General features: G+C 73.2%; 17 protein-coding genes. 9 read left to right on the forward strand and 8 right to left on the reverse strand.

The annotated features are described in order from the left end of the window. Positions 1-9 precede the first annotated feature (9 nt). The 5 genes from ACFY3I_RS06990 to ACFY3I_RS07010 all read right to left on the reverse strand — a co-directional run bounded on the left by ACFY3I_RS06990 (position 10) and on the right by ACFY3I_RS07010 (position 5,408). Complete coding sequence (locus tag ACFY3I_RS06990; protein WP_390859710.1) at positions 10-1,275, reverse strand: glutamate synthase-related protein; 1,266 nt, start codon at positions 1,273-1,275, stop codon at positions 10-12. Then, positions 1,272-2,279, reverse strand: a complete 1,008-nt coding sequence (locus ACFY3I_RS06995) for an asparagine synthetase A (RefSeq protein ID WP_390859711.1) — start codon at positions 2,277-2,279, stop codon at positions 1,272-1,274. Before ACFY3I_RS06995 ends, ACFY3I_RS06990 begins: the two co-directional genes overlap by 4 nt. Continuing rightward, the gene (locus tag ACFY3I_RS07000; RefSeq protein ID WP_390859712.1) at positions 2,261-3,595 is read right to left on the reverse strand and encodes a methylaspartate mutase; all 1,335 of its coding nucleotides are present in this window, start codon (positions 3,593-3,595) and stop codon (positions 2,261-2,263) included. Before ACFY3I_RS07000 ends, ACFY3I_RS06995 begins: the two co-directional genes overlap by 19 nt. Further along, positions 3,592-4,035 carry a cobalamin-dependent protein gene (locus tag ACFY3I_RS07005; RefSeq protein WP_365295695.1) on the reverse strand — a complete coding sequence of 148 codons (444 nt, stop codon included), beginning with the start codon at positions 4,033-4,035 and terminating at the stop codon, positions 3,592-3,594. Before ACFY3I_RS07005 ends, ACFY3I_RS07000 begins: the two co-directional genes overlap by 4 nt. A 92-nt stretch (positions 4,036-4,127) precedes the next feature. Then, positions 4,128-5,408 carry a helix-turn-helix domain-containing protein gene (locus tag ACFY3I_RS07010; protein ID WP_390859713.1) on the reverse strand — a complete coding sequence of 427 codons (1,281 nt, stop codon included), beginning with the start codon at positions 5,406-5,408 and terminating at the stop codon, positions 4,128-4,130. 263 nt (positions 5,409-5,671) lie between these two features. On the opposite strand from ACFY3I_RS07010, the gene ACFY3I_RS07015 reads away from it, so the two are divergent. After that, positions 5,672-5,857: a hypothetical protein gene (locus ACFY3I_RS07015; RefSeq protein WP_365295692.1), complete on the forward strand. Its 186-nt coding sequence runs from the start codon at positions 5,672-5,674 to the stop codon at positions 5,855-5,857. Positions 5,858-5,955: 98 nt separating this feature from the next. Here the strand turns inward: ACFY3I_RS07015 and ACFY3I_RS07020 are convergent, their stop codons facing one another. After that, a complete protein-coding gene (locus tag ACFY3I_RS07020; protein ID WP_390859714.1) occupies positions 5,956-9,039 on the reverse strand; it encodes a BTAD domain-containing putative transcriptional regulator in 3,084 nt (1,027 codons plus the stop codon). Positions 9,040-9,455: 416 nt separating this feature from the next. On the opposite strand from ACFY3I_RS07020, the gene ACFY3I_RS07025 reads away from it, so the two are divergent. The 8 genes from ACFY3I_RS07025 to ACFY3I_RS07060 all read left to right on the forward strand — a co-directional run bounded on the left by ACFY3I_RS07025 (position 9,456) and on the right by ACFY3I_RS07060 (position 21,161). Next, the gene (locus tag ACFY3I_RS07025) at positions 9,456-13,208 is read left to right on the forward strand and encodes a family 78 glycoside hydrolase catalytic domain (protein ID WP_390859715.1); all 3,753 of its coding nucleotides are present in this window, start codon (positions 9,456-9,458) and stop codon (positions 13,206-13,208) included. A gap of 200 nt (positions 13,209-13,408) precedes the next feature. Continuing rightward, entirely contained in the window at positions 13,409-14,452 is a 1,044-nt protein-coding gene (gene mgrA, locus ACFY3I_RS07030) for an L-glyceraldehyde 3-phosphate reductase (protein WP_390859716.1), read from the forward strand. Between the two features lie 147 nt (positions 14,453-14,599). Continuing rightward, positions 14,600-15,268: a response regulator transcription factor gene (locus ACFY3I_RS07035; RefSeq protein ID WP_365295684.1), complete on the forward strand. Its 669-nt coding sequence runs from the start codon at positions 14,600-14,602 to the stop codon at positions 15,266-15,268. After that, positions 15,265-16,377: a sensor histidine kinase gene (locus ACFY3I_RS07040; RefSeq protein WP_390859717.1), complete on the forward strand. Its 1,113-nt coding sequence runs from the start codon at positions 15,265-15,267 to the stop codon at positions 16,375-16,377. The genes ACFY3I_RS07035 and ACFY3I_RS07040 overlap by 4 nt, the downstream gene beginning before the upstream one ends. Positions 16,378-16,570: 193 nt before the next feature. Further along, a complete protein-coding gene (locus ACFY3I_RS07045; RefSeq protein WP_390859718.1) occupies positions 16,571-17,191 on the forward strand; it encodes a histidine phosphatase family protein in 621 nt (206 codons plus the stop codon). A gap of 221 nt (positions 17,192-17,412) precedes the next feature. Further along, positions 17,413-19,206, forward strand: coding sequence for an FAD-dependent oxidoreductase (locus tag ACFY3I_RS07050; protein ID WP_390859719.1), 1,794 nt, complete (start codon positions 17,413-17,415; stop codon positions 19,204-19,206). 3 nt (positions 19,207-19,209) lie between these two features. Next, positions 19,210-20,256: a maleylacetate reductase gene (locus ACFY3I_RS07055; protein ID WP_390859720.1), complete on the forward strand. Its 1,047-nt coding sequence runs from the start codon at positions 19,210-19,212 to the stop codon at positions 20,254-20,256. After that, complete coding sequence (locus tag ACFY3I_RS07060; RefSeq protein WP_390859721.1) at positions 20,253-21,161, forward strand: intradiol ring-cleavage dioxygenase; 909 nt, start codon at positions 20,253-20,255, stop codon at positions 21,159-21,161. Before ACFY3I_RS07055 ends, ACFY3I_RS07060 begins: the two co-directional genes overlap by 4 nt. Before the next feature lie 10 nt (positions 21,162-21,171). On the opposite strand, the gene ACFY3I_RS07065 is transcribed toward ACFY3I_RS07060, so the two are convergent. Both ACFY3I_RS07065 and ACFY3I_RS07070 read right to left on the reverse strand, forming a co-directional pair. Then, positions 21,172-22,116 (reverse strand): AraC family transcriptional regulator, encoded by a 945-nt coding sequence (locus tag ACFY3I_RS07065; RefSeq protein ID WP_390859722.1) that lies wholly within the window; start codon positions 22,114-22,116, stop codon positions 21,172-21,174. Beyond that, a complete protein-coding gene (locus tag ACFY3I_RS07070; RefSeq protein ID WP_390859723.1) occupies positions 22,113-23,030 on the reverse strand; it encodes a LysR substrate-binding domain-containing protein in 918 nt (305 codons plus the stop codon). Before ACFY3I_RS07070 ends, ACFY3I_RS07065 begins: the two co-directional genes overlap by 4 nt. Between the last annotated feature and the right edge of the window lie 5 nt (positions 23,031-23,035).

Here is a 23,035-nt window from a genome sequence, read left to right on the forward strand (position 1 = left end):
GCGGCCCGCTCAGTCGCCGTCCGGATGCCAGACATCCTGCGCGTCGAGCGCGTCCGGGGCGTATTTCCCCAAGGCGCTGATCAGCAGCCGCAGTTCCATGGCGAGGCATTCCGTGAACCGGATCAGCCCCCGGTCCTGGTCCTCCGCCACCGCCAGCAGCGCGGCCCGGCCCAGGCCGATCGCCCGGGCGCCCAGTGCCAGGCTCTTGACGGCCCGGGTGCCCTCCCACATCCGGCCCGACACCAGCAGGCACGGCGGCGGATCGGCGGCCAGGCGCCGCAGGCAGGCGGCGAGCGGCAGTCCGACCCGGCCGGTGAAGGCGATCGGCGCCCAGCCGGTGCCGCCCTCCGCGCCGTCCACGGTCACCGCGTCCGCACCCGCGGCCACGGCCACCCGAGCCGCCTCGGCGACGTCCCGGCCGGGGTGGAGCTTGACCCAGATCCGGGCGCGGGGGAAGTTGTTGCGCATCAGCCGGACCTGCTGGCGCAGGATCTCCGCGGTGAACGTGCCGGGGCTGCTGGAGCGGAGCACGTACCGCTCGCCGAGGGCAGCCGTGTCCAGGCCGTACCGGTCGGCCAGCCGGGCCGCCGTCGCCGCGTCGAGCACGGTCATCCCGCCGAGCCCGGGCTTGGCGCCCTGCCCCGTCTTCAGCTCGAAGGCTAGGCGTCCGGAGTCCAGCAGGGGCCGGGCGGCGGGGTCGCTGTAGACCAGGTTCCAGACCTCGGCGTCGGCGTCCTCGGTGCTCTGCTGCACGGCCACCCCGCCGAGTCCGTCCGGGAGTTCGCCGCTGTAGGCGCGCAGCCGGCCGAGCAGGGTGGTGGAGGCGCCGTGGTCCGGGCCGTCGGGGTCCCGGGGGCCGGCCAGGCGGCCGTAGCCGTGCACCGGGACGACGTTCTCGCCGATGACCATGGGCAGTCCGAGGCGGCCGGCCTGGCGGCTGAGCGCGAGGCCGGGGTCACCGCCCGCGGCGCGGGTGGAACCGAGTGCCGACACGTACACGGGCAGTGCGGCGGTGAACCCACCGATTCCGGTGGTGAGTTCGACGTCGTCGTACATCGGCTCGCGGCCCAGCTCGATGAGTTTCTTCAGCCGCTCCTCCATGAACACGGGCGGGACCAGACGCATCCGGTCAAGTTCGTCCTCCGGACCGGCGGCCGTACCGGCGCCGAAGAGCACGCGCCCGTAGTCCTCGGCGGCCGGGAACGCGGCGGCCGCTCCGGTCCGGGCCCGACGGCGGACCTCGTCCTCGGGGAAGGCGGGGGCGACGGGGCTCACGGCGAGACCACCCCGGGCAGCTTGGGGAAGGCCGCGGCCTGCCACACCGCGTCCCGCCCCGCGACGTACCGGGTCAGCCGCTCGACGCCTATGCCGAATCCCGCGCTGGCGGGGACACCCTCGCGCACCAGGTCGAGGTACCAGCGGTACTTCTGCGGGTTCTCACCGGTCTCCCGCATCCGGGTGACGATCTGCGCGTAGTCGTTGGTCCGTTCACTGCCGCTGCACAGCTCGCCGTAGCCCTCGGGGGCGATGAGGTCGAAGTTGCGCAGCACACCCGGTTCGGTGCGCGACTCGCGGTCGTAGAAGCCGCGGGAGCCCTTCGGGTAGTCGGTGACGAAGAACGGGCGGGCGGTCTTCGCGGACAGCATCGCCTCGCCCGCCCAGTCGATCTCGGCGTCCGGGTTCTGGTCGTGTCCCACGGCCCGCAGTTCGGCGACCGCCTCCGTGTGGGTGAGCCGGCCGAACGATCCGCGCAGCAGCTCCGTGAAGGCGTCCACGTCCCTGCCGAGGGTTTCGAAGTCGGCGGGCAGCGCGTCGCGGGTGGTGCCGACCATGTGGACGACGAGGTCCTCCAGGAGTCCGGTGATCCGCTCGCGGTCCGCGCCGGCCACCTCCACGTCCAGCTGGTGGAACTCGGCGAGGTGCCGGTCCGTGTCGGTGGTCTCCAGCGGCTCCAGGCGGACGTTGGGGGCGATGCAGAAGATCTTGCCGAAGGCCAGCAGGGACGCCTGCTTGTAGAGGATGGCGCTGGTCATGAGCTTGTACCGGTGGCCGTAGTAGTCGATGTCCACCTGCTTGGAGCCGCGGCTGCCCGGGTCGGTGACCGGCCCGATGACCGGCGGCAGCAGCTCGGTGAACCCCGCCGCTGTCAGGTACTCGCGGGCTGCCGCGACCAGCCGGTTCTGGATGCGCAGGGTGCTGCGGGTGGCCGGGGAGGTGAGGTGGGCCCGCGGGTCGGGCAGGGAGTGGAGCAGGTCGTGGCTCATGGTCGTGGATCCCATCTGTCGGTCGTCTCGCGGTGCACGGGCGGGACGTGGTGAACGGTCTCGGCGCGGGCGCGCCGGTCGAAGGTCCGCTGTACGTGGGACAGGGCGGCCATCAGGCCGTCCGAGCCGAGGATCGGGGACCGGCCCCGCTCGGGCCGGGCGGGCAGCGGCATCGCTCCGGCGGCGGACCAGTACAGGCGGCCCTCGGCGTCCAGGCCGCTGCGGGCGCGCCCGGCGTTGTCCGGGTGCAGGCAGAACGGCACGTCGAGGTAGCCGCGGGCGAAGGCGGTGACCAGGGCGCGGCCGATGTCGCGGTCGAGGTCGAGGACGGCGTGGACCAGGGCGCTCGCCTCCGCGTGGATCCCGGTGTCCGGGGTGTCGTCCGCGCCGGGCACCGACGTGTCCGCGGCGGCGGCCGCGGCCGTCTCCAGCGCCCGCACGTTCTCGGCGACGGTGGGGATGCGGTGCGCCTCGGCGGTGGTCTTCACGATCAGCCGGGCGGCGCCGGTGCGGACGGCCAGCCGGGCCGCCTCCTGGAGGAGCAGCCGCGCCCCTTCGGGTGTCAGCGGGTACATCCCCATGTGCGCGTAGACGACGATGTGCCATTCGACGTCCGGCAGCAGTGCGGTGGCGAGCCGGGACAGCGCCTTGACCGACTCCTCGTCCTGGCGGGAGTTGGCCTGCTGCGCGTAGCTGAGGGAGACGCTGCGCAGCCCGTGCTGCCGGAAGAACAGGGCTTCCAGCACGCTGAGGGCGATCAGCAGCCCGGGCGGGCAGAGCTGGCCCATCATGCAGCCGCCGAACGTCTCCAGGTGGGGGTGGGCGCCGGCCTGCTGGGCCTCGGTCAGCAGTGCGCAGCTCCGTTCCCAGGAGGCCACGGCGACGTTGAGCGGGACCCGGCTGTAGGGCAGGCAGTACGAGACGGGGCCGCCCTCGGTGGCGTCGAGTCCGGCGGCCAGCAGCGCGGTCACGATCTGCTCCGGGCGGGCCGAGCCGTGCCGGACCTGCACCGGGAACGTGTCGTCCGCGACGTCCCGGAGCACCTGCCGGGTCACTGAGGGGTCGTAGGTGGTGATCGGGTACCCGTTGAGCGGCGCGCCCTGGGCGACGGCCCGGCGGGCCGCCACCGCGTCGTCGGTCCTGGTGTAGCTGTCGACGGTGATGGTGCCGACCGTGGTGGCCGCGGCGCCGCGGGTGGCCCGCAGGCCGTCGCGCATCCGGTCGGGCCGGCTCATCCCCATCCGGGGCTGCACCACCAGGCGGCCGCGGGCCTGCGCCCGGGTCACGAAGCGTCCGAACGGCACCGCCGGCGGGACCGGAGGGGCTGTCATACCGGTACCGCCCGGGACAGCGCGCGGACGAACGAGCGCAGTTCGTCGGGGGACGCGCTCTCCTCGAAGACCTTGTCGAAGCCGGCGGCGCGCAGCGTCCGTGCGACCGACCCGTCGTCGGCGCCGGTGATGCCCAGCTTGCCGCCGATCACCACCTGGGTGCGCAGCAGTTCGGGGCAGGCGCGGAGGCCGGGTATGACCCGCTGGGCGTCGATGAACCCGTGTCCGTTGACGCTGCTGAGGACGATCAGGTCGGGGGCCAGCCGCCGGCACTCGGCGATCAGTTCGGCGTCCGGGACGCAGGCGCCCAGATTGGTGACGCGGTGGCCGAGTTCTTCCAGCAGCAATTGCAGGAAGACCAGATTCCATGTGTGTGCGTCCGACGCCATGGTCGAGACGACGACGTCCAGGCCGACGCGCTCGGCCTTTCCCAGTTCCACGGAGATTCCTCGTTGGTTCAGTAGGGATGGGGAGGTGAGGGATGGGGAGGTGGGGGGAGCGGCGGAACGGCGAGGTGAGGTCGCGTCGCGGGTCAGGAGACCAGCGCCGCGGGGAAGGGGGTGCGGGGCAGCGGCTCGCCGGACACCTGGGCCAGGCCCGGGGTGGCGTACTGCTCCCGGCAGACCGTGCGGACGAGGTTGAGCACGGCGAACCGGGCCCCGTCCGGATCGGGGGTCAGCCGGAGCAGACCGCGGGAGAGGAGCTCGTGCACGGACTGGTGACAGTCCCGCGCGCTCCGGCCGCCCGCCGCGGCGGCCTCCTCCAGGGACCAGTCGGACGCCGAGTCCGACAGCAGTCGTACGAAGGCCAGCTGATCTGCGGTCAGCGAGCGCAGGGCCTCGTCCAGCGCCTCGCGCACGTCCCCCCGCTCGCAGTGCGTCACCGGCGGGGCGGCCAGCCCGAAGGGGGACGCGGACAGCCGTTCGGTCAGCCGCCGCGGGGACTCCAGCAGCGTCCAGCCGGCCGCGTACTCCAGTGCCCGGGGCAGCCCGTCCAGGAACGCGCAGAGTCCGGCGATGGCCAGGGTGTCGGACGGCTCCAGGGTGAGGCCGGGGCGGAGCCGGCGCATGTGCGCGAGCATCAGCCGTACGGCCGGCACCTCCGCCAGGTCCCCGGGTGCCGTGTCGGGGCCGGGTGTGTCCAACGGCGCCAGTGGGACGACCTGTTCACCGTCGAGCGACAGGGGTGACCGGGTGGTGATCAGCACCCGCAGGCCCGGCCGGCGGTCGAAGACCCGGTCCAGCAGGCTGTGGTCGAGACCGTCGTCGGCCCCGTCGAGCACCAGGAGCGCCGGCCGGTCGCCGGCGATCTCCATGGGGCCGTCGCCGCCGGTGAGCGCGGCCGGGGACAGCCGGTCGCCGCCGGTCGTCCAGTGCACCGGCCAGCCCTGCGAGCGGTGCGTGCGCCAGGCCGCCTCCAGGGCCAGCCGGGTCTTGCCCACCCCGCCCAGGCCGACCACCGACACCAGCCGGTCGCCGTCCCCGGTGAGGCAGTGCGTGAGCGCCGCGGTCTCCCGTTCGCGTCCGACGATCGCGGTGCGCGCCGCGGGCGGGGCCAGCGGCTCCTCTTCGGGCACCTGCCGGCGGGCCGCCGCCTCGAAGGCGGAGCGTGCGCCGCCGGTCAGCCGCAGCGCGTCGGCCACCAGCCGTACGGTCTCGTGCCGGGGCCGCCTGACCCGGCCGGCCTCCATGTCCCGTACCGCACGCACGCTCAGCGTCGCGTGATCGGCCAGACACTGCTGGGTCATTCCGGCGCGTTCGCGCCGGTATCTGAGCAGTTCGCCGAAGCCGGACACCGGCTGACCACCATCCATGCCGAGTTCCCTTCACATCACCACACCGAGATCGAGCCGAGGCCGGTTCTGGTCTCCGCCTGCAATGGATGGTGGTGGGAGCGGATATACGGGGGATCATCAGCGGTCCGCGGCCGTGGAGGCGCGGCGGTGATCGGGCCTCCATCCTGTGTAGATCGGACATCGGCAGTCTCGAAGCAGAACGAGGCACACGGCCTCACCGGGCTCCCCCCGGTACCCGAGACCCAGCTCCTGGGCCCGATCCCGAAGGCGGACGGCACCTGATGAAGGCACTCCCGAAGTCCCTGGTCCGGCGTAAGGCCGCGCTCCTGATCGCCACCGTCGGCTGTGCCGTCGCGCTGACCGCGGCGGTGTCGGCGGGCACCCACCCGGAGGCTCCGAAGCCCGCCCACGCCACCACCGTGCTCGCCGACGGCGGGACCCCGGACGAGTGGAACAGCACGGGCTGACCCGGGACGCCCCGCCCGTACGGGTGAGCGGCCCAGCCGGTCTCCGGCTGGGCCGCTCCGGCGTTCAGCGGGCCGGTCGGAGAGGGGGGTTCAGCCGTTCACGGAGTCGCCGGCGGATCCGCCAGCCGGACCGCGAGCCGCTCCGCCTCGTCGGCGTCGGGCAGTCCGAGGCGGGTGAAGACGGCGACCGCCTCGCGGGCCCGGGTCAGTGCCGTCGGCCGGTCGCCGAGGTCGGCGAGGGACCGGCCGAGCACCAGCAGGGCGTTGCCCCGTTCGCGGTCGGCGCCGAGTTCCTCGCACAGGGCCAGGGCCGCCGCCGCCTCGGTCAGCGCCAGGTCCGGCTTCCCCATGGTCCGCCAGGTGGCCGCGAGCCGGGACCTGACCTGCGCCTCGCGTCCGCGGATCCGGTAGGACGTGCAGGTCTCCAGACATCTGGTGTAGCTGGTGACGGCGTCCGGGTGGCGCTCCAGTTCGTGCAGGGCCATGCCGTGCACGTACCACGCGTACGAGGTGCCGTGCGGGTCCGCCACCCCCCGCAGTTCGGCCAGCACCTCCTCGCACATGGTCACGGCCTCCTGGGCGCGTCCACTGCGCAGCCGTGCCTGGGCGGCGTTCAGCCGGGTCACCAACTCGCCGGAGCGGTGGCCCAGTTCCCTGGCGAGTTCGATCGCCCGGTCGTAGGAGTCCACGGCGTCGGCGTACCGGTGCTGGAACTGGGCTATCAGGCCACGGTCGTTGAGGATCTGCCGCAGGATGACGGTGTCACCGGCCCGTCGGCAGGCTTCGGTGGCCAGCCGGGTCTGCGTCTCCGCCTCGGTGAGCTGGGTGTTCTGCAGCGCCGCGTTCCCGCACACGAACCTGGCCCGGCCCTCGGCCTGGTCGTCGCCCCGCAGTGCGGCGGCCTCGGCCACCACCCGGGCCGCGGTGGCCAGTTGCGCGTAGGGGATGTCCCGGCCGAACGGGGTGAGCGCGACCAGCAGGTCGGTGGCCGTGCGCAGCATGGGGGTGTCGCCGCCGAGCGCGAGCCGGGCGGCGGCGGCCACCGCGTTGGTGGTGCAGTCGAACTCCGAGGTCACCCAGGCACGGGCTTCGGCCAGGGTGGCGAAGCGGTGCCCGGGCGGGGTGCCGCCGCCGAGGATGGCGCCGACCGGGTCGCCGGGCACCATGCTCTGGAACGCCGCGCAGGCCACGTCGAGCAGATGGTCGAGGAGCCTGCCGAGGGCGGCGGTGCCCTCGGCGCCCGCCGTGCCGGACGGCTCGTCGGCGCGGTGCGCCGCGGCGGGGGCCGTCAGCTGGAGCGCGAAGGACCGGAGCAGGTCGTGGAAGCGGTAGCGGCCGGGCAGCGGCGCCTCCAGCATGGCCGCGTCGACGACCGACTCCAGCAGTTCCTCGGCGTCGTACTCGTCGAGTTCGAGGACCACCGCGGCGGCCTCCAGACCGATGCCGGGCCGGGCGAGGGGTGCGAGCAGCCGGAAGGCGCGGGCCTGGTCGTCCGTCAGCTGGCGGTATCCGAGTTCGAAGGCCGCCGCCACGCCCAGGTCGCCGGCGCGCAGTTCCCCGATGCGCAGCCGTTCGTCGGCGAGACGGACGGTCATGGCCTCGATCCGCCAGCGGGGGCGGGCGGCGAGCCGGGACGCCACGATCCGCACGGCGAGGGGCAGGTGCCCGCACAGGGCCACCAGGTCGGCGGCGGCCCCGGGTTCCTCCGCGACGCGCCCCGCACCCGCGATCGAGCGGAGCAGGGAGAGCGCCTCCTCGGTGTCGAAGACGTCGAGGTCGGTCTGCAGGATGGTGGGCAGACCGCTCAGCCGGCCCCGGCTGGTGATGATCACCCCGCAGTCGGCCGAGCCCGGCAGCAGCGGTCTCACCTGGGCGGGGTCGCGCGCGTTGTCCAGCATCAGCAGGATGCGGCGGCCGTCGAGTGTGGTGCGGAAGAGACGGGCGCGGTCCTCGGCGGCGGCGGGCAGGCTGTGTCCGGGAGTGCCGAGCGCGGTGAGGAAGCTGCCGAGGACGGCCGCCGGGTCGGCCGGTTCCAGGCCGTTGCCGTGCAGGTCGGCGTAGAGCTGACCGCCGGGGAAGTCGGGTTTGGCCCGGTGGGCGGCGCGGAGGGCGAGGGTGCTCTTGCCGATGCCGCCCATGCCGCTGATGGAGACGACGGGCAGGGCCACCCGGGCGGGGTCGGTGAGCGCGGTGCACAGCGCCTCGACCTCGCTGATGCGTCCGGTGAAGTCGGCTGCGTCGGCGGGTAGTTGGGCGGGCCGCAGGGGCATCGCGACGGCTGCTTCGGCCGGTTCGGCGCGTTCGGCGGATTCGGCGCGTCCGGCGGGTTCGTCCGCCTCGGCGACGACCCGTGCTGGCGCCGACCGGGCGGCCGTCGCGGCAGGTCCGGCGGAGTCCGTGGCCCGGTCCGCCGCCGGGGCCATCAACTGGGGGTCACCGGCGAGGATCCGGGCGTGCAGGCCGGTCAGTTCCGGGCCGGGGTCGATGCCCAGTTCCTCGGCGAGGACCTGACGCGCCCTGCCGAACACCGTCAGCGCCTCGGCCTGGCGTCCGGCGGCGTAGAGCGCCCGCATCAGGAAGCCGTAGGGTCTCTCCTGCATCGGGTGCTCGTGCGTGAAGGCGATGAGGTCGGGGATGACCAGCCCGTGCCGCCCCTCCCGGAGGCGGTGCTCGAAGCGCTGTTCCATCAGCGTGAGCCGCAGCGCGCCGAGCCGGGAGCGCTGCTGTTCGGCGAAGGGTCCCGGCACCCCGGCGAGGGGTTCGCCCTGCCAGAGCCCGAGCGCCTCGTTCAGCAGGCTGCCGCACTCGGCCTCCCGGCCGGCGTCCCGTGCCCGCAGGGCCTCGGCGGCGAGCGCCTCGGCGCGCACCGCGTCCACCGACGCGGGTGGCACGGTGAGTTGGTAGCCGTCGCGCAGCGACACCAGGAGTTTGGGCGCGGCCCGGTCCTCCTCCATGACCTGGCGCAGCCGCCACGCGTAGGTGCGCAGTGTGGAGAGGGCGGAGTCCGGGGGGTCCTCGCCCCAGACGGCGCTGATCAGTTCGTGCGCGGAGGCGCCCCTGCCCGACCTGAGCAGCAGGGCGCTCAGCAGCGCCTGCTGCTGCGGAGACCTGGTGGGAAGGGCCGTCCCGTTGCGGATTACCTGTACGGCCCCGAGCACGACGAACCGAATGCCCTCGGCCATTCCTCTCCCCTGACCCCCAGCCTCCCCGCCGGGTGCATCCCGAATGCTCTGCCAGCCGCAATTCACCCGCAAGCCGACTCACCGATTATCGAGATCTTTTGACCGAAAATAGCACTCATTTCTCGCCAGCGGCCGCGCCGGCCGTGGGTCGCGTGCTTCCGGGGTCTTCGAACCGGGCTCCGACCTGGTTCTTCGCCGGCGCCACGGGCCCGCGCGGGCATGCGCGGGCCTGCGCGGCCGCCGTTCACAGTGGCTCACGGACATCGGTGAAACGATGCCGCTTCCTCTTGACGCTCCTCGGCAACTTTCGTACATTGCCACCGCATTAACAGATTGAAACGTTTCAATTGCTTCCATCGCAATCACGTTCGCACTCACCGTTCCGCTTCGCCCGTCCCGTGTGAAGGAGTGCTCCGTTGGACAGTCAGCCCACACCCCCCACCCCCGGCTCGCGCACGCCCCACGAGGAGTCCCCGGTCAGCAGACGCGGCTTCCTCTCCACGGCGTCGGCGCTGACGGCGGGCGCCGTCACCGCGGGAGCCGTCGGCACGTTCGCCCAGCCCGCGCGGGCGGCCACCGGCACACCGGCCGCCGGGCCCGTCGGGCTGTCCCCGGCCCGCTGGATCTGGTACCCGGAGGGCGATCCGCGCTCCGGCGCCCCCGCCGGACACCGCTACTTCCGCACGGAGTTCACCGTCGCCGAAGGCGCGGTGAGCGACGCCCAACTCGTCGTCACCGGGGACGACTCGGTCGACGTGTGGCTCAACGGGACACCCCTCGCCGGCTCCCCCAGAGTCGCCGAGTCCTGGCGCGACGCCCTGTACGTGGACCTGCGGCCCGCCCTCACCGCGGGAACCAACACCCTCGCGCTGGCGTGCCGGAACGAGGGCGGCCCGGCCGGCGTCATCGGCCGGATCCGCGTGCTGGCCACGGGCGGCACGACCGATGTCGTCACCGACGGCCGCTGGTCGGCGGGCAAGGACGTGCCCGCCGGCTGGGAGCGGTCCGGCTTCACCGGCGAAGGCTGGCCGGCCGCCCGCGATCTCGGCGCCTACGGAACGGCACCCTGGTACTCCCGTGTCGCCGCTCCCGACCTCGCGGCCCCGTCCCCGCTGCGGGTGGCCGCCCGCAGCGTCGAACGTCGCGAACTCCCCCTGGGCGTGGACGCGGCCCGGCCGCGCTTCGGCTGGACCCTCGACTCGGCGGAGCGGCAGCAACGGCAGGGCGGTTACCGGATCCAGGTCTCCGCCGGGGCCGACGGCTCCGGTGACCTGTGGGACAGCGGCCGGGTCGCGTCCGACCGGCAGCTCGACATCGCCTACGCAGGCGCGCCCCTGAAGAGCCTGACCCGCTATTTCTGGCGGCTGCGGGTCTGGGACACGCAGGGCCGGGCGTCCGCGTGGAGCGAGCCGGCGTGGTTCGAGACCGGGCTGCTGGCGCCCGCGCAGGAGTGGTCCGCCGCGTTCGTCGGGCGGCCACCGGGACCGGACCTGTCCGGCGCCGACTGGATCTGGTACCCGGAAGGCGATCCGGCCTCCGAGGCACCCGTCGCGACCCGGTACTTCCGGCGCGGCTTCACCCTGACGGACACACCGGCCGCCGCGAGCCTGATCGTCACCGGCGACGACACCGCCGACGTGTGGGTCAACGGGACCCCGGTCAGCGCCTCGCCCCGGGTGACCGACTCGTGGAAGACCGCCGTGTCGGTCGACGTCACCCCGCACCTGAGGAGCGGCGCCAACACCCTCGCGGTCGCCTGCCGGAACACGACCGTCTCCCCGGCCGGGCTCATCGCCAGGCTCACGGTGAGCGGCGGACCGTCCCTGGTCACCGACGACGCGTGGCGGGCCCACCAGGACCCGCCCGCCGACTGGACGGACCCCGGGTACGACGACGGCGCCTGGCCCGCCGCCCAGGTGCTCGCCCCCTACGGCGGCGGGCCGTGGGGAGCGGGCGTCCAGGTCGTCGGGCCGGCCCCGATGCTGCGCAGGAGTTTCGACGTACGGGGTCCGGTCGCCTCGGCGCGGCTGCTGACCACCGCGCTCGGTCTGCACGAGACGCGGCTCAACGGCGTGAAGGTCGGCGAGGACGTCCTCGCCCCCGGATGGACGGACTACGCGAAGCGCCTCCAGTACAAGGTGTTCGACGTCACCGCGCACATCCGGCGGGGGGCGAACGTGCTCGGCGCCTGGCTCGGCAACGGCTGGTACTCCGGCAGCCTGGGCTTCGCCGGCAGCCGGCACTACGGCACCCAGCCGTACTACGGCGCGCAGCTGCTCCTCACCTACACCGACGGAACCACCCAGTCGGTGGTGACCGACCACAGCTGGCGGACGGCCACCGGCGCGATCACCGCTGACGACCTCTACCAGGGCGAGAGTTACGACGCGCGCCTGCACGTCGAAGGCTGGGACGCGCCGGGCTTCGACGACGCCGGCTGGGCGGCGGTCGCCATCCGCGACGCACCGGCCCCGCGGCTGGTGGCGCAGGTCGACGGCGGTGTCACCGTTCAGCAGGAACTCCGCCCGGTGTCGGTGGCCGAGCCCCGGCCGGGGGTGTGGATCTTCGACCTGGGGCAGAACTTCGCGGGCTGGAACCGCATCGCGGTCCGCGGGGACGCCGGCACCACCGTCACCGTCCGGCACGGCGAGGTCCTCAACCCCGACGGCACGCTCTACACCACCAACCTGCGGGCCGCCCAGGCCACCGACCGCCTCACCCTGGCCGGGACCGGGAGCGTGGAGACGTACGAGCCCCGGTTCACCGTGCACGGCTACCGCTACGTGGAGCTCAGCGGCCTGCCGTCCGGTTTCCGGCCCGACGCCACCACCGTCACCGGTCGCGCGGTGTGGACGGACGCCCGGCGGCCGGGCACGTTCGGCGCCTCCGACACACTGCTCAACAAGCTCCAGCACAACATCGTGTGGGGCGAGCGCAGCAACATGCTGTCGATCCCGACCGACTGCCCCCAACGGGACGAACGCCTGGGCTGGACGGGCGACATAGCCGCCTTCTGCGCGACCTCCACCTTCAACCTGGACACGCACGCCCTCCTCGCGAAGTTCGTGGACGACCTGGTGGACGCGCAGCAGTCCGACGGCGCCTTCACCGATGTCGCGCCCGCGGTGATCGGCGGTTCCGGCACGGCCGGCTGGGGCGACGCGGGCACGGTCGTCCCCTACACGCTGTGGCAGCGCTTCGGCGATCTCACCGTCGCGGACCGGCACTTCACGGCGATGGCCGCGTGGGTCGACCACCTGCGTGCCACCGCCGGTGCCGATCTGATCCGCGACCGGCAGACCTTCGGCGACTGGCTCAACGTCGACGACAACACCGCGCAGGATCTCGTCTGCACGGCCTACTTCGCCCGGTCGGCCCGCCTGGTGGCGCGGATGGCGGCCGCCACCGGCCGCGGCGCCGAGGCCACCGCCTACGGGCGGCTCGCCGACCAGGTCGCGGCCGCCTTCCGCGCCCGCTTCGTCTCGGACGACGGCACCGTCCGCGGCGACACCCAGACCGGCTACGTGCTGGCCCTGGCCTTCGAGTTGCTGCCCGATCCCCTGGCCCGGGCGGCCGCCGACCGGCTCGCCGCCGAGGTCGCGGCCCGGGACGGGCACCTCAGCGTCGGTTTCCTCGGAGTGGAGAACCTCCTGCCGGTCCTCGCGGACCACGGGCACGTCGACACGGCGTACCGGATCCTGCTCCAGCGCTCCTTCCCCGGCTGGGGCTACATGATCGACCACGGGGCCACCACGATCTGGGAGCGCTGGGACGGCATCCGCACCGACGGCTCGTTCAACGACCCGGGCATGAACTCCTTCAACCACTACGGCCTCGGGTCGGTCGGCGACTTCCTCTACCGACAGGTCGGCGGCCTCGGCCCGGCGAGCCCCGGCTACGCCTCGCTGCGCATCGCGCCGCGGCCCGGCGGCGGCCTGACCTCCGCGGTCAGCACGTACGACACCCCCTACGGGAGCGCGGCGAGCAACTGGGCTGTCTCCGGCGGCCGGCTGCGGCTGCACGTCACCGTGCCCGTCAACACCTTCGCCGCCGTCACCGTGCCCACCTCCCGGCCGGAGTCGGTCGCCGCCCCGGCCGAGGCGGTCCCGGCCGGCCCGGCCGCCTACCATCTGCCGTCCGGGCACTACTCCTTCACGGCGGACGTCTGACCCTCCCCACCGCACGCGGGGACGGACACGCGATCCGTCCCCGCACCGCCGTGGCGGCCCGCCGAAGGGTGCCCGTTTGAGAAGTGACAGCGATAAATCCGATGTACGTGAGCTGTTGGACTCGGCAATCGAGCCGGGGCACAGTAGGCACGTTCACCCCTCGAACGGTACGAAACCCACTGTCACCTGCGGAGACCCCCATGAACCACGTCGCGGATCCCGAGCGGTACAACGGCACGATGCGCTACCGGCGCACCGGGCGCTCGGGCCTCGACCTGCCCGTCCTGTCGCTGGGCTACTGGCACAACTTCGGTGACGACCGGTCGTTCGAGAGCCAGCGGGACATCGCGCTGCGCGCCTTCGACCTCGGTATCACCCACCACGACCTGGCCAACAACTACGGGCCGCCCTACGGCTCCGCGGAGACCAACTTCGGGCGGCTGCTGAAGCAGGACCTCGCGCCGTACCGGGACGAGCTGGTCGTCTCGACCAAGGCGGGCTGGGACATGTGGCCGGGGCCCTACGGGCAGGGCGGCGGCTCCCGCAAGTACCTGCTGGCCTCCCTGGACCAGTCCCTGCGGCGCACGGGCCTCGACTACGTCGACATCTTCTACTCCCACCGCCTGGACGCGGGCACGCCCCTGGAGGAGACGATGGGCGCGCTGGACACCGCCGTCCGCCAGGGCAAGGCGCTGTACGTCGGCATCTCCTCCTACGACGCCGAGCGCACCCGGCAGGCCGCCGCGATCCTGCGGGACCTCGGCACTCCGCTCCTCATCCACCAGCCGTCGTACAACATGGTGAACCGCTGGATCGAGACGGACGGGCTGCTGGACGTGGCGCAAGAGGAGGGCTTCGGCGTCATCGGGTTCACGGCCCTCGCCCAGGGCCTGCTCACCGGGCGCTACCTGGACGGGATCCCGGAGGGCTCGCGGGCCGCGGCCGGCACGTCGTTCGACACGGACTGGCTGTCGGACGACATGGTGGGCAGGCTCCGTGCCCTGAACGGCATCGCGGAGCGCCGTGGGCAGACCCTCGCGCAGATGGCCCTCGCCTGGGCACTGCGCGACACGCGGGTCACCTCGCTGGTCATCGGCGCGTCGCGCACCGAACAGCTGGAGCAGAACGTCGCGGCGCTGGAGAACCTGGAGTTCACCGCGGAGGAGCTGGCCGAGATCGACACGTACGCGATCGACGGCGGCGTCGACCTGTGGCACGACGCCCGCACCGGACAGATGGGCTGAGCCACCGGTGCGCCGGTCGGCGGGCGGCTGCCGCCCGCCGACCGGCTGAGGTCGCGGGGCCAACCGGCGGGTTCTGCCCGCCGTCCGCCGAGGCGTCCGCTCCCCCGGGGAACGCATCGACCGGGACATGCGAGGAGCGGAGCGCACATGATCCGGGTACTGGTGGTCGACGACGAGGCTTTGATCCGCACGGGGTTCACGCACATCCTCCAGACGGCGGACGACATCGAGGTGGTCGCCGCGGTACCCGGCGGGCAGGCCGTGCACACCGTGCGGGAGCTGCGCCCTGACGTGGTCCTGCTCGACATCCGGATGCCGGACGTGGACGGCCTCACGATCCTGGCCGACCTGCGCGGCCTGCCGGAACCCCCGGTGGTCGCCATGCTCACCACGTTCGACACCGACGAGTACGTGGCGACCGCCCTGCGTTCGGGAGCCGCCGGGTTCCTGCTCAAGGACACCGACCCCGAACAGCTGCCCTATCTGGTCCGCTCGCTGGCCGAGCAGGGGACCGTGCTGTCGTCCAAGGTGACCCGGCTGGTGGTGGGCGGTTTCCTCGACAACAGCGTCCGTGAGCCCGGCGCCATGCGGCTGACCGCGCGGCTCACCGAGCGTGAGCGTGCCGTGCTGGTCCTCATGGCGGAAGGGCTCGCCAACAACGAGATCGGCGAACGGCTGCACCTCAGTACCGGCACCATCAAGGGCCACGTGACCAGCGTGCTCGGCAAACTGCGGGTGGGCAGCCGGGTGCAGGCGGCCCTGATCGCCGAGCGTGCGGGCCTGCTCGCGCACGCCGACGACGAGGGCGTCCGGTGATCCGCCGGCCGTCGCGGCCCGCGCTCCTCGAACTCGCCCTCGTCGCGATCGCGCTGGCGGACGGATGGGCGCACGTCGACCTCGCGGACCGGACGACCACCGCCTGTGCGGTGGTCGGCGCCCTCTCCCTGCTGCTGCGTCACCGCACACCCCTGCTGACCTTCGCCCTCACCCTGCCCACCGGCCTGGTCACCGACGCGGTGGCCGCCCCCATGGTCGCGCTGTACACGCTGTCCTCGCTCAACCGCAAACGCCTGCTGCTGGGCGGCTGCGCGCTGGTCTACGCGATCATCGACTTCCTGCCGTGGCCCTGGTCGTCGCTGGACGCCACCGAGCTGTCCCGGACGAACAGCGTGTTCCACCTCAGCTACACCCTGGCCACCGCCGCCGCCCCGGTCTTCCTCGGGCAGCTCGTCCAGGCCCGCCGCGAGCTGTCGGTGCGGCTGGCCGACATCTCCGCGGCCCGCAGGCAGGAGCGGCTGCTGACCGCCCAGAGCGTCCTGGCGAAGGAGCGCGCGCAGCTGGCCAGGGAGATGCACGACGTGGTCTCCCACCAGGTCAGCCTGATCGCCGTACAGGCCGGCGCGCTCCAGGTCGGCGGCCGGGACGACGAGACGAGACAGGCCGCGGCGACCATCCGACGGCTGAGCGTGCAGACGCTGGAGGAGCTGCGGCACATGGTCGGCGTCCTGCGGGCTTCGGGCAGCAGACCCACCGAGCTCACCCCGCAGCCCTCCCTCGCCGACCTGGAACATCTGCTGGAGGCCGGCGGCATCGAGGCGAAGCTGGAGATCGACCTGCCCGAGGACCCTCCGCCCACGGTTCAGCGGGCCGTCTACCGGACCGTGCAGGAAGCCCTGACCAACGTGCGCAAACACGCCCCGGGCGCCACCGTGACCGTCCGGATCGGGCTCTGTGACGGCGTACTGCGCGCGACGGTCACCAACACGGCACCCACGCGGAGCGCGCTCGCCCTGCCGAGCGCCCACCACGGCCTGGCCGGCCTGGCCCAGCGGGCGGAGCTCCTGGGCGGCACCGTCACGTCCGGGCCGACGGCCGAGGGCGGCTACGAGCTGTGCCTGGAGCTGCCTCTCGAACGCGACCGGTGACTCGGCCGCCGCATCGCCTTCTGGCGTCTTCGCAGGTCAAGCGGGTGGGTCGGCCGGGTGGCCGGGTGGTTCGGACACCTGGCGGATGGTGCTGCCGGGGGGTGCGCAGCGATGGTGGAGCACATGAGACACGAGGTGCCGGCAGCGGTTCCCACCGTCTGCGGTCACGCTCGGCCAGGAAAGGGGTAACCCCATGTCGATCCAGCTGACGCTCCTGTGCGCGCCCGGCGGTGACCCCACCCAGGACCCGCTGCTCGGCGACGCCCACCTGAGCCAGGACGCCATGCACATGGCGGACGCGGCGAGAGCGGTGCTCTCCCCCGGCGAGCAGGCCGTCCGGGCGCCCTCGATGCGCTGCTCGGAGACGGCCGACGCCATCGGCCTGGTCGCGTCGTCGGAACCCATGCTGCGCGATCTCAACGTCGGCAGGTGGTCCGGTCGCACCGTGCGCGAGGTCGCCGCGGCCGACCCGGCCGGGTTCACCGCCTGGCTCACGGACCCGGACGCCACCCCGCACGGCGGGGAATCGGTGCGGCAGCTCTGCCGCCGGTCGGCCGAGTGGCTGGGCAGCGTGGCCCCGCACACCGGCCACGCGGTGGCCATCACCGAGGCGGCCGTCGTGCGGGCCGTGCTCATCGACGCGCTGGCCGTCCCCGCTCGGGCCTTCTGGCACCTGGCCGTGCCACCGCTGCGCGCGGTCTTCCTCACCTGGCGCGGCGGCGGCTGGGACGTCCAGTTCGGCGGGGTGTCGCCCCAGGAACCCCGGCGCCGCCTGCTCTCCCAGCGCACGCCCCTCGCGGCGGGCTGTGTCTGACCGCTGCTCTCCGGGTCCCGGGGACCGGATCGTTCCGAGCCGACGCCGGAACGGTCCGGTCCGCCGCGCGTGCGGCGCCACGGCCCCGAACCGGCCGCCGGGAACTTCGTGGATCCGCCATGTCTTGGCGTATCCGCCGACCTCGCCGCCGTGCTGTTCCGTCCCGTCCGAGTCGGTCCCACACTGGCGCAACGCCGCCGGATCGACGAAAGGCCAGCACGATGCCCATCTTCAACGACGGGATGTCCGAGACCGAGCCACCGGCCGACTCGGCCGTCACCACCGACGTCGTGGTGGTCGGATCCGGTCCCGCGGGCGCCTCCGCCACGCTGCTGCTGGCCTCGCTGGGCGTCGACACCATCATGATCACCAAGTACCGGTGGACGGCGAACACCCCCCGCGCGCACATCACCAACCAGCGCTCGATGGAGGTCTTCCGCGATCTGGGCATCGAGGAACAGGTGCTGGCCGACGCCACCGACCACTCGCTGGTCGGCGACACGGTCTTCTGCACCAGCATCACCGGTGAGGAGATCGGCCGCATCCGTACCTGGGGGACCCGGCCGGACCGCGAGGCGGACTACCGGCTGGCCTCTCCCTGCCTCACCGTGGACATCCCGCAGACGTACCTCGAACCGATCCTGGTCCGCAACGCGGCGCAGCGCGGGGCGCAGACGCGCTTCTCCAGCGAGTACCTGTCCCACACCCAGGACGCCGACGGCGTCACCGTGCGGGTCCTGGACCGGCTCACCGGGCACGAGTACAGCATCCGCGCGAAGTACCTGATCGGCGCGGACGGCGCCCGCTCCAAGGTCGCCGCGGACATCGGACTGCCCTTCGAGGGCGCGATGGACATCGCCGGCTCGATGAACATCACCTTCAAGGCGGACATCAGCCGCTACGTCGCCCACCGCCCGTCCGTCCTGTACTGGGTGGTGCAGCCCGGCTCGAACGTCGGCGGCATCGGCGCCGGGCTCGTGCGCATGGTGCGCCCGTGGAACGAGTGGCTGATCGTGTGGGGCTACGACATCTCCGGGGAACCCCCGGTCGTCGACGAGGCCGCCGCCGTGCAGATCGTCCGCAACCTCCTCGGCGCACCCGACCTGGAGGTGGAGATCACCGGCACCAGCCTGTGGGGCAACAACGAGATGTACGCGACGCGGCTCCAGCAGGGCCGGGTGTTCTGCGCGGGCGACGCAGTGCACCGGCACCCGCCGAGCAACGGCCTGGGCTCCAACACCTCGGTGCAGGACGCGTACAACCTGGCGTGGAAGATCGCGGCGGTGCTCAAGGGGCACGCCGGACCGGCCCTGCTGGAGACCTACACGGCCGAACGGGCGCCCGTCGCCGAGCGCATCGTCAAGCGCGCCAACAGGTCCAGCCGCGAGTTCGTCGACATCTTCGAGGCGCTGGGCGTGCTCGGGGCGCCGGACGAGGCGGCGATGACGGCGGCCATCGAGGAGCGCAAGGCCAACACCCCGGCCGGTGCCGCCAAGCGGGCCGCGCTGGTGCGCGCGATGGAGCTCAAGAACTACGAGTTCAACGCGCACGGCGTCGAACTGGGCCAGCACTACACCTCGACGGCCGTCGTCCCCGCCGGCGGCGAACGGCCCGCCCCGGCCCGCGACGCCGACCTCTACTACGAGATGTCGACCGTCCCCGGCGCGCACCTTCCGCACGCCTGGGTCGGGGACAGCGCGCACCGTCACGCGCTCATGGACCTGGCGCCGTACGGCCGTTGGACGCTGCTGACCGGCATCGCGGGCGAGGCCTGGGAGCGGGCGGCCGAGAAGGTCGGCGCGGAACTCGGTGTTCCGCTCGCCGCGGTGGTCATCGGCCCCGGCCGTGAGGTGACCGACCTGTACTACGACTGGGCCAAGCTGCGCGAGATCGACGAGAGCGGTGTGCTGCTGGTGCGGCCCGACAAGCACATCGCGTGGCGGGCCATGGAACTGCCGGAGAATCCCGACGAGCAGCTGCGTGCCGCGCTGCTCTCCGTCCTGGGAAGGGGCTAGTCCATGCGGTTCGTCCACGACACGCTGCCGCAGCGCGTGCGGTTCGCCTCCGGCTCGGCGCGGGAGGAGCTGGCCGCGGAGGTCGCCGCGCTCGGCGCCCGCCGGGTGATGGTCATCGCGGGCACCTCCGAACGGGAGTCGGCCGACCGCGTGACCGCGGGACTGCCGGTGGCGCACCGGCACGACGACGTCGTCATGCACGTGCCCGTCGAGGTCGCCGGGCGGGCCCGGGCTGCGGCCGCCGAACACGACGTCGACGCGCTGGTCAGCGTCGGCGGCGGCTCCACCACCGGCCTGGCCAAGGCGGTCGCGCTGACCACCGGACTGCCGATCGTGGCCGTCCCGACGACGTACGCCGGCTCCGAGGCCACCGCCGTGTGGGGGCTGACCGAGAACTCCGTGAAGACCACCGGCACGGACGCGCGGGTCCTGCCGCGCGCGGTCGTCTACGACGCCTCCCTGACGTTCTCCCTGCCGGCCGGCCTGAGCGTCGCCTCGGGTCTCAACGCGCTCGCCCACTGCGTGGACTCCATGTGGGCACCGCGGACCGACCCGATCGACCAGGCCCTGGCCGCCGAGGGCGTACGGGCGCTGCGCACGGGACTGCCGCTGGTCGTGAAGGACCCGGCAGGCCTGGACGGCCGGGAACAGACGCTGTACGGCGCCTACCTGTCCGCCGTGGCGTTCGCCTCCGCCGGATCCGGACTGCACCACAAGGTCTGCCATGTGCTGGGCGGCATGTTCAACCTTCCGCACGCCCAGACCCACGCGGTCGTCCTCCCCCATGTCCTCGCCTTCAACGCGCCGTTCGCGCCCGACGCCGAACGGCGGCTGGCCGCGGCCTTCGATGCCCCGACCGCCGTCGAAGGGCTCGCCGGGCTCCGCGAACGGCTCGACGCGCCGCGCTCGCTGCGCGAACTCGGCATGCCCCGGGAGGGCGTGGCGGCCGCGGCCGCGGCCGTGGTGGCCGCCGCGCCGCCGGACAACCCGCGGCCGGTCACCCCCGACGCGATCACCGAACTCGTCCGGAACGCCTGGGAGGGCCGATGAACGACACCCCCGCCGCCCGCAAACCCGTCCCGGCCGAGCAGCGGGAGCGCGAGGAGCGGATCACCCGCCAGGTGCTGGCCTCCTTCGACGGCTGCGAGGACCCCCGGCTGCGCGAGATCATGCGGTCGCTCGTCGACCACCTGCACGCCTTCGTCCGGGACGTCCGGCTCACCGAGGACGAGTGGACCCGGGGCATCGAGTTCCTCACCCGCACCGGTCACATCACCGACGAGCGCCGTCAGGAGTTCATCCTGCTCTCGGACGTCCTCGGCGCGTCGATGCAGACGGTCGCCGTGAACAACGAGGCGTACGGCGACGCCACCGAGGCCACCGTCTTCGGTCCGTTCTTCGTGGACAACAGCCCCGAGATCGCCCAGGGCGGCGATCTCGCCTTCGGGGCCGCCGGGGAACCCTGCTGGGTGGAGGGCACCGTCACCGACGACGCCGGAAACCCGGTGGCCGGGGCGCGGCTCGAGGTGTGGGAGGCGGACGAGGACGGCTTCTACGACACGCAGTACGGGGACGAGCGGCTGGCGGCGCGGGCCCACCTGTTCAGCGACGCCGACGGCCGCTACCGGTTCTGGGGGCTCACGCCGACGCCGTATCCCATCCCGTACGACGGCCCGGTGGGCGGGCTGCTGGCGGCGACCGGCCGGTCGCCCATGCGCGCCTCCCACCTGCACTTCATGGTGAGCGCGCCCGCGCTGCGCACCCTGGTGACGCACATCTTCGTCCGCGGGGACGAACTCCTCGACCGGGACTCGGTGTTCGGAGTGAAGGAGTCGCTCGTGAAGGACTTCGTGTCGCAGCCCCCGGGTACGCCGACGCCGGACGGGCGCGAACTCGGCGGGCGGTCCTGGTCCCGGGTCCGCTTCGACATCGTTCTGGCACCCGACGGCACGTGACCCTCCGGCCTCAGGATCCGGCGCGTGCCTCGCGCCGGACGTCGGTGGCGCGCAGGCCGTAGCGTTCCCTGAACCGGTGGGAGAAGTGGGCGGCCGACGCGAACCCGCAGCGCTCGGCCACCTCGGCCACGGTGGTCTCTCCCCCGGCGCCGAGCAGGGCGCGGGCCCGCTCCAGGCGGCGCTGCAGCAGGTGGCGCGGCACGCTGGTGCCGCCCGCGGCGAACACCCGGGACAGATGCCGTTCGCTGATCCCGATGCCGCGGGCGATGCGGGCCGCGGTGAGTCCCGGATCGGCCAGGTGGTCGTCGATGTAGGTCTTCGCGACTCTCAGATGGACGGCGGACAGGGCGGGGGCACGGCCGCTCGCGGCGGACACCAGCAGGTCGAGCACGGCGTCCTCGTCCACGTCCGCGGCGACGGCGGACTCCGGGGCCAGGGCCCGGCCGACGAGGGCGGCGAGGGTGCGCAGGTGGACGGCGTCGGCGTCGACGACCACCGGCTGCGGCAGGGCGGGCGGTGCGCCGAGCTCGCGCCAGACCGTGTGCGGGATCTTCACCGCGAGTTCCTCGAGGCCGTGCGAGAAGCCCCGGACGAAGGGCCGGTCGGCGTCGCAGACCAGCAGCTGTCCCGGGCGCAGCAGCCGTACGCCGTCGTCGCTGTAGAAGAAGGCGTCACCGGCCACGGTCAGGTAGCAGGCGACGGCGTCCGAGGGCACGCGGCGGATCTCGGCGTCGGGGCGCTCGACGACGTGCGGGCTGCCGAGGACCCGGGCGAGGTGTGCCCTGGGCAGCTGGAGGTTGATCTCCGTGGCCTCCAGGGCCGTGTCGTGCAGGGAGCGGCAGCGCAGCCCGATCAGGGCCTGGGCGTTGTGGTCCTCCCACAGGGCGATGCGTTCCGCCTCGGGGAGTCCGGCCGTGCTGAAGCGCACCGGTGCACTCGCTGTGCCGCTCGTCATCCCTCCAGCGTAGAGGGCGCGCCCGGCCGGTGGTCGGGGTCGTCGACACATTCCCTGATCACGGAGGCGACCTGTTCGGTGGCGGGGGTGGAGCGCCGGGCGTGGCTCGCGAGGACCAGGTCGACGGATTCCGTCCGGCTGAGGGGTACGTAGGCGACGCTGGCGAGGCGCAGGCTCTGCACCGGCGCGGGGACGAGGGCGACGCCGTGTCCTGCCGCCACGAAGACGACCAGGGTCGCCGTCTCGCCGACCTCCATCAGGGAGGCGGGCTGGAATCCGGCGCGCCGGCAGGCGGCCAGGACCCGGCCGTACATGGAGGACCGCGAGGAGTGGACGACGAACGGTTCGTCGGCGAGCGCCTTGAGCGAAACGCTGCTCCGGTCGGCGAGCGGGTGGTGCGAGGGGAGCACGGCGACCAGGGACTCGGAGCGCAGGGGTGTGGTGCGGATGTCCTCGTGCTCGGCCGGTCCGCGCAGGACCGCCAGATCGTAGACGCCGGTGAGCAGGCCGTCGACCAGGTCGGGGCTGAGGAGTTCGCCGCGCAGGTCCATGGTGATCCCGGGCAGCCGGGCCCGCACCGTGCGGGCGACCCGCGGCAGCAGGTCGTAGGTGGCGGTGCCGATGAAGCCGGTCGAGACCCGTCCGGCGTGGCCGCCGGCCAGCTCCGACATGTGCCGGCGGGTGCGTTCCTCCTCCGCGACCAGGGTGCGGGCGTGCTCCAGGAGGTGGTGTCCGGACTCGGTCAGGGCGACATGCCGGGTGGAGCGGGTGAACAGGGTGGTCCTCAGCTCCTTCTCCAGCTGTTTGATCTGCTGGGAGAGGGCGGGCTGGGCCACGTGCAGGCGGGTGGCCGCCCGCCCGAAGTGACATTCCTCGGCCAGCGCCAGGAAGTACCGGATCTGTCGCAGCTCCATGCCCC

It is taken from the genome of Streptomyces sp. NPDC001068 (assembly GCF_042897315.1).
Taxonomy (GTDB): domain Bacteria; phylum Actinomycetota; class Actinomycetes; order Streptomycetales; family Streptomycetaceae; genus Streptomyces.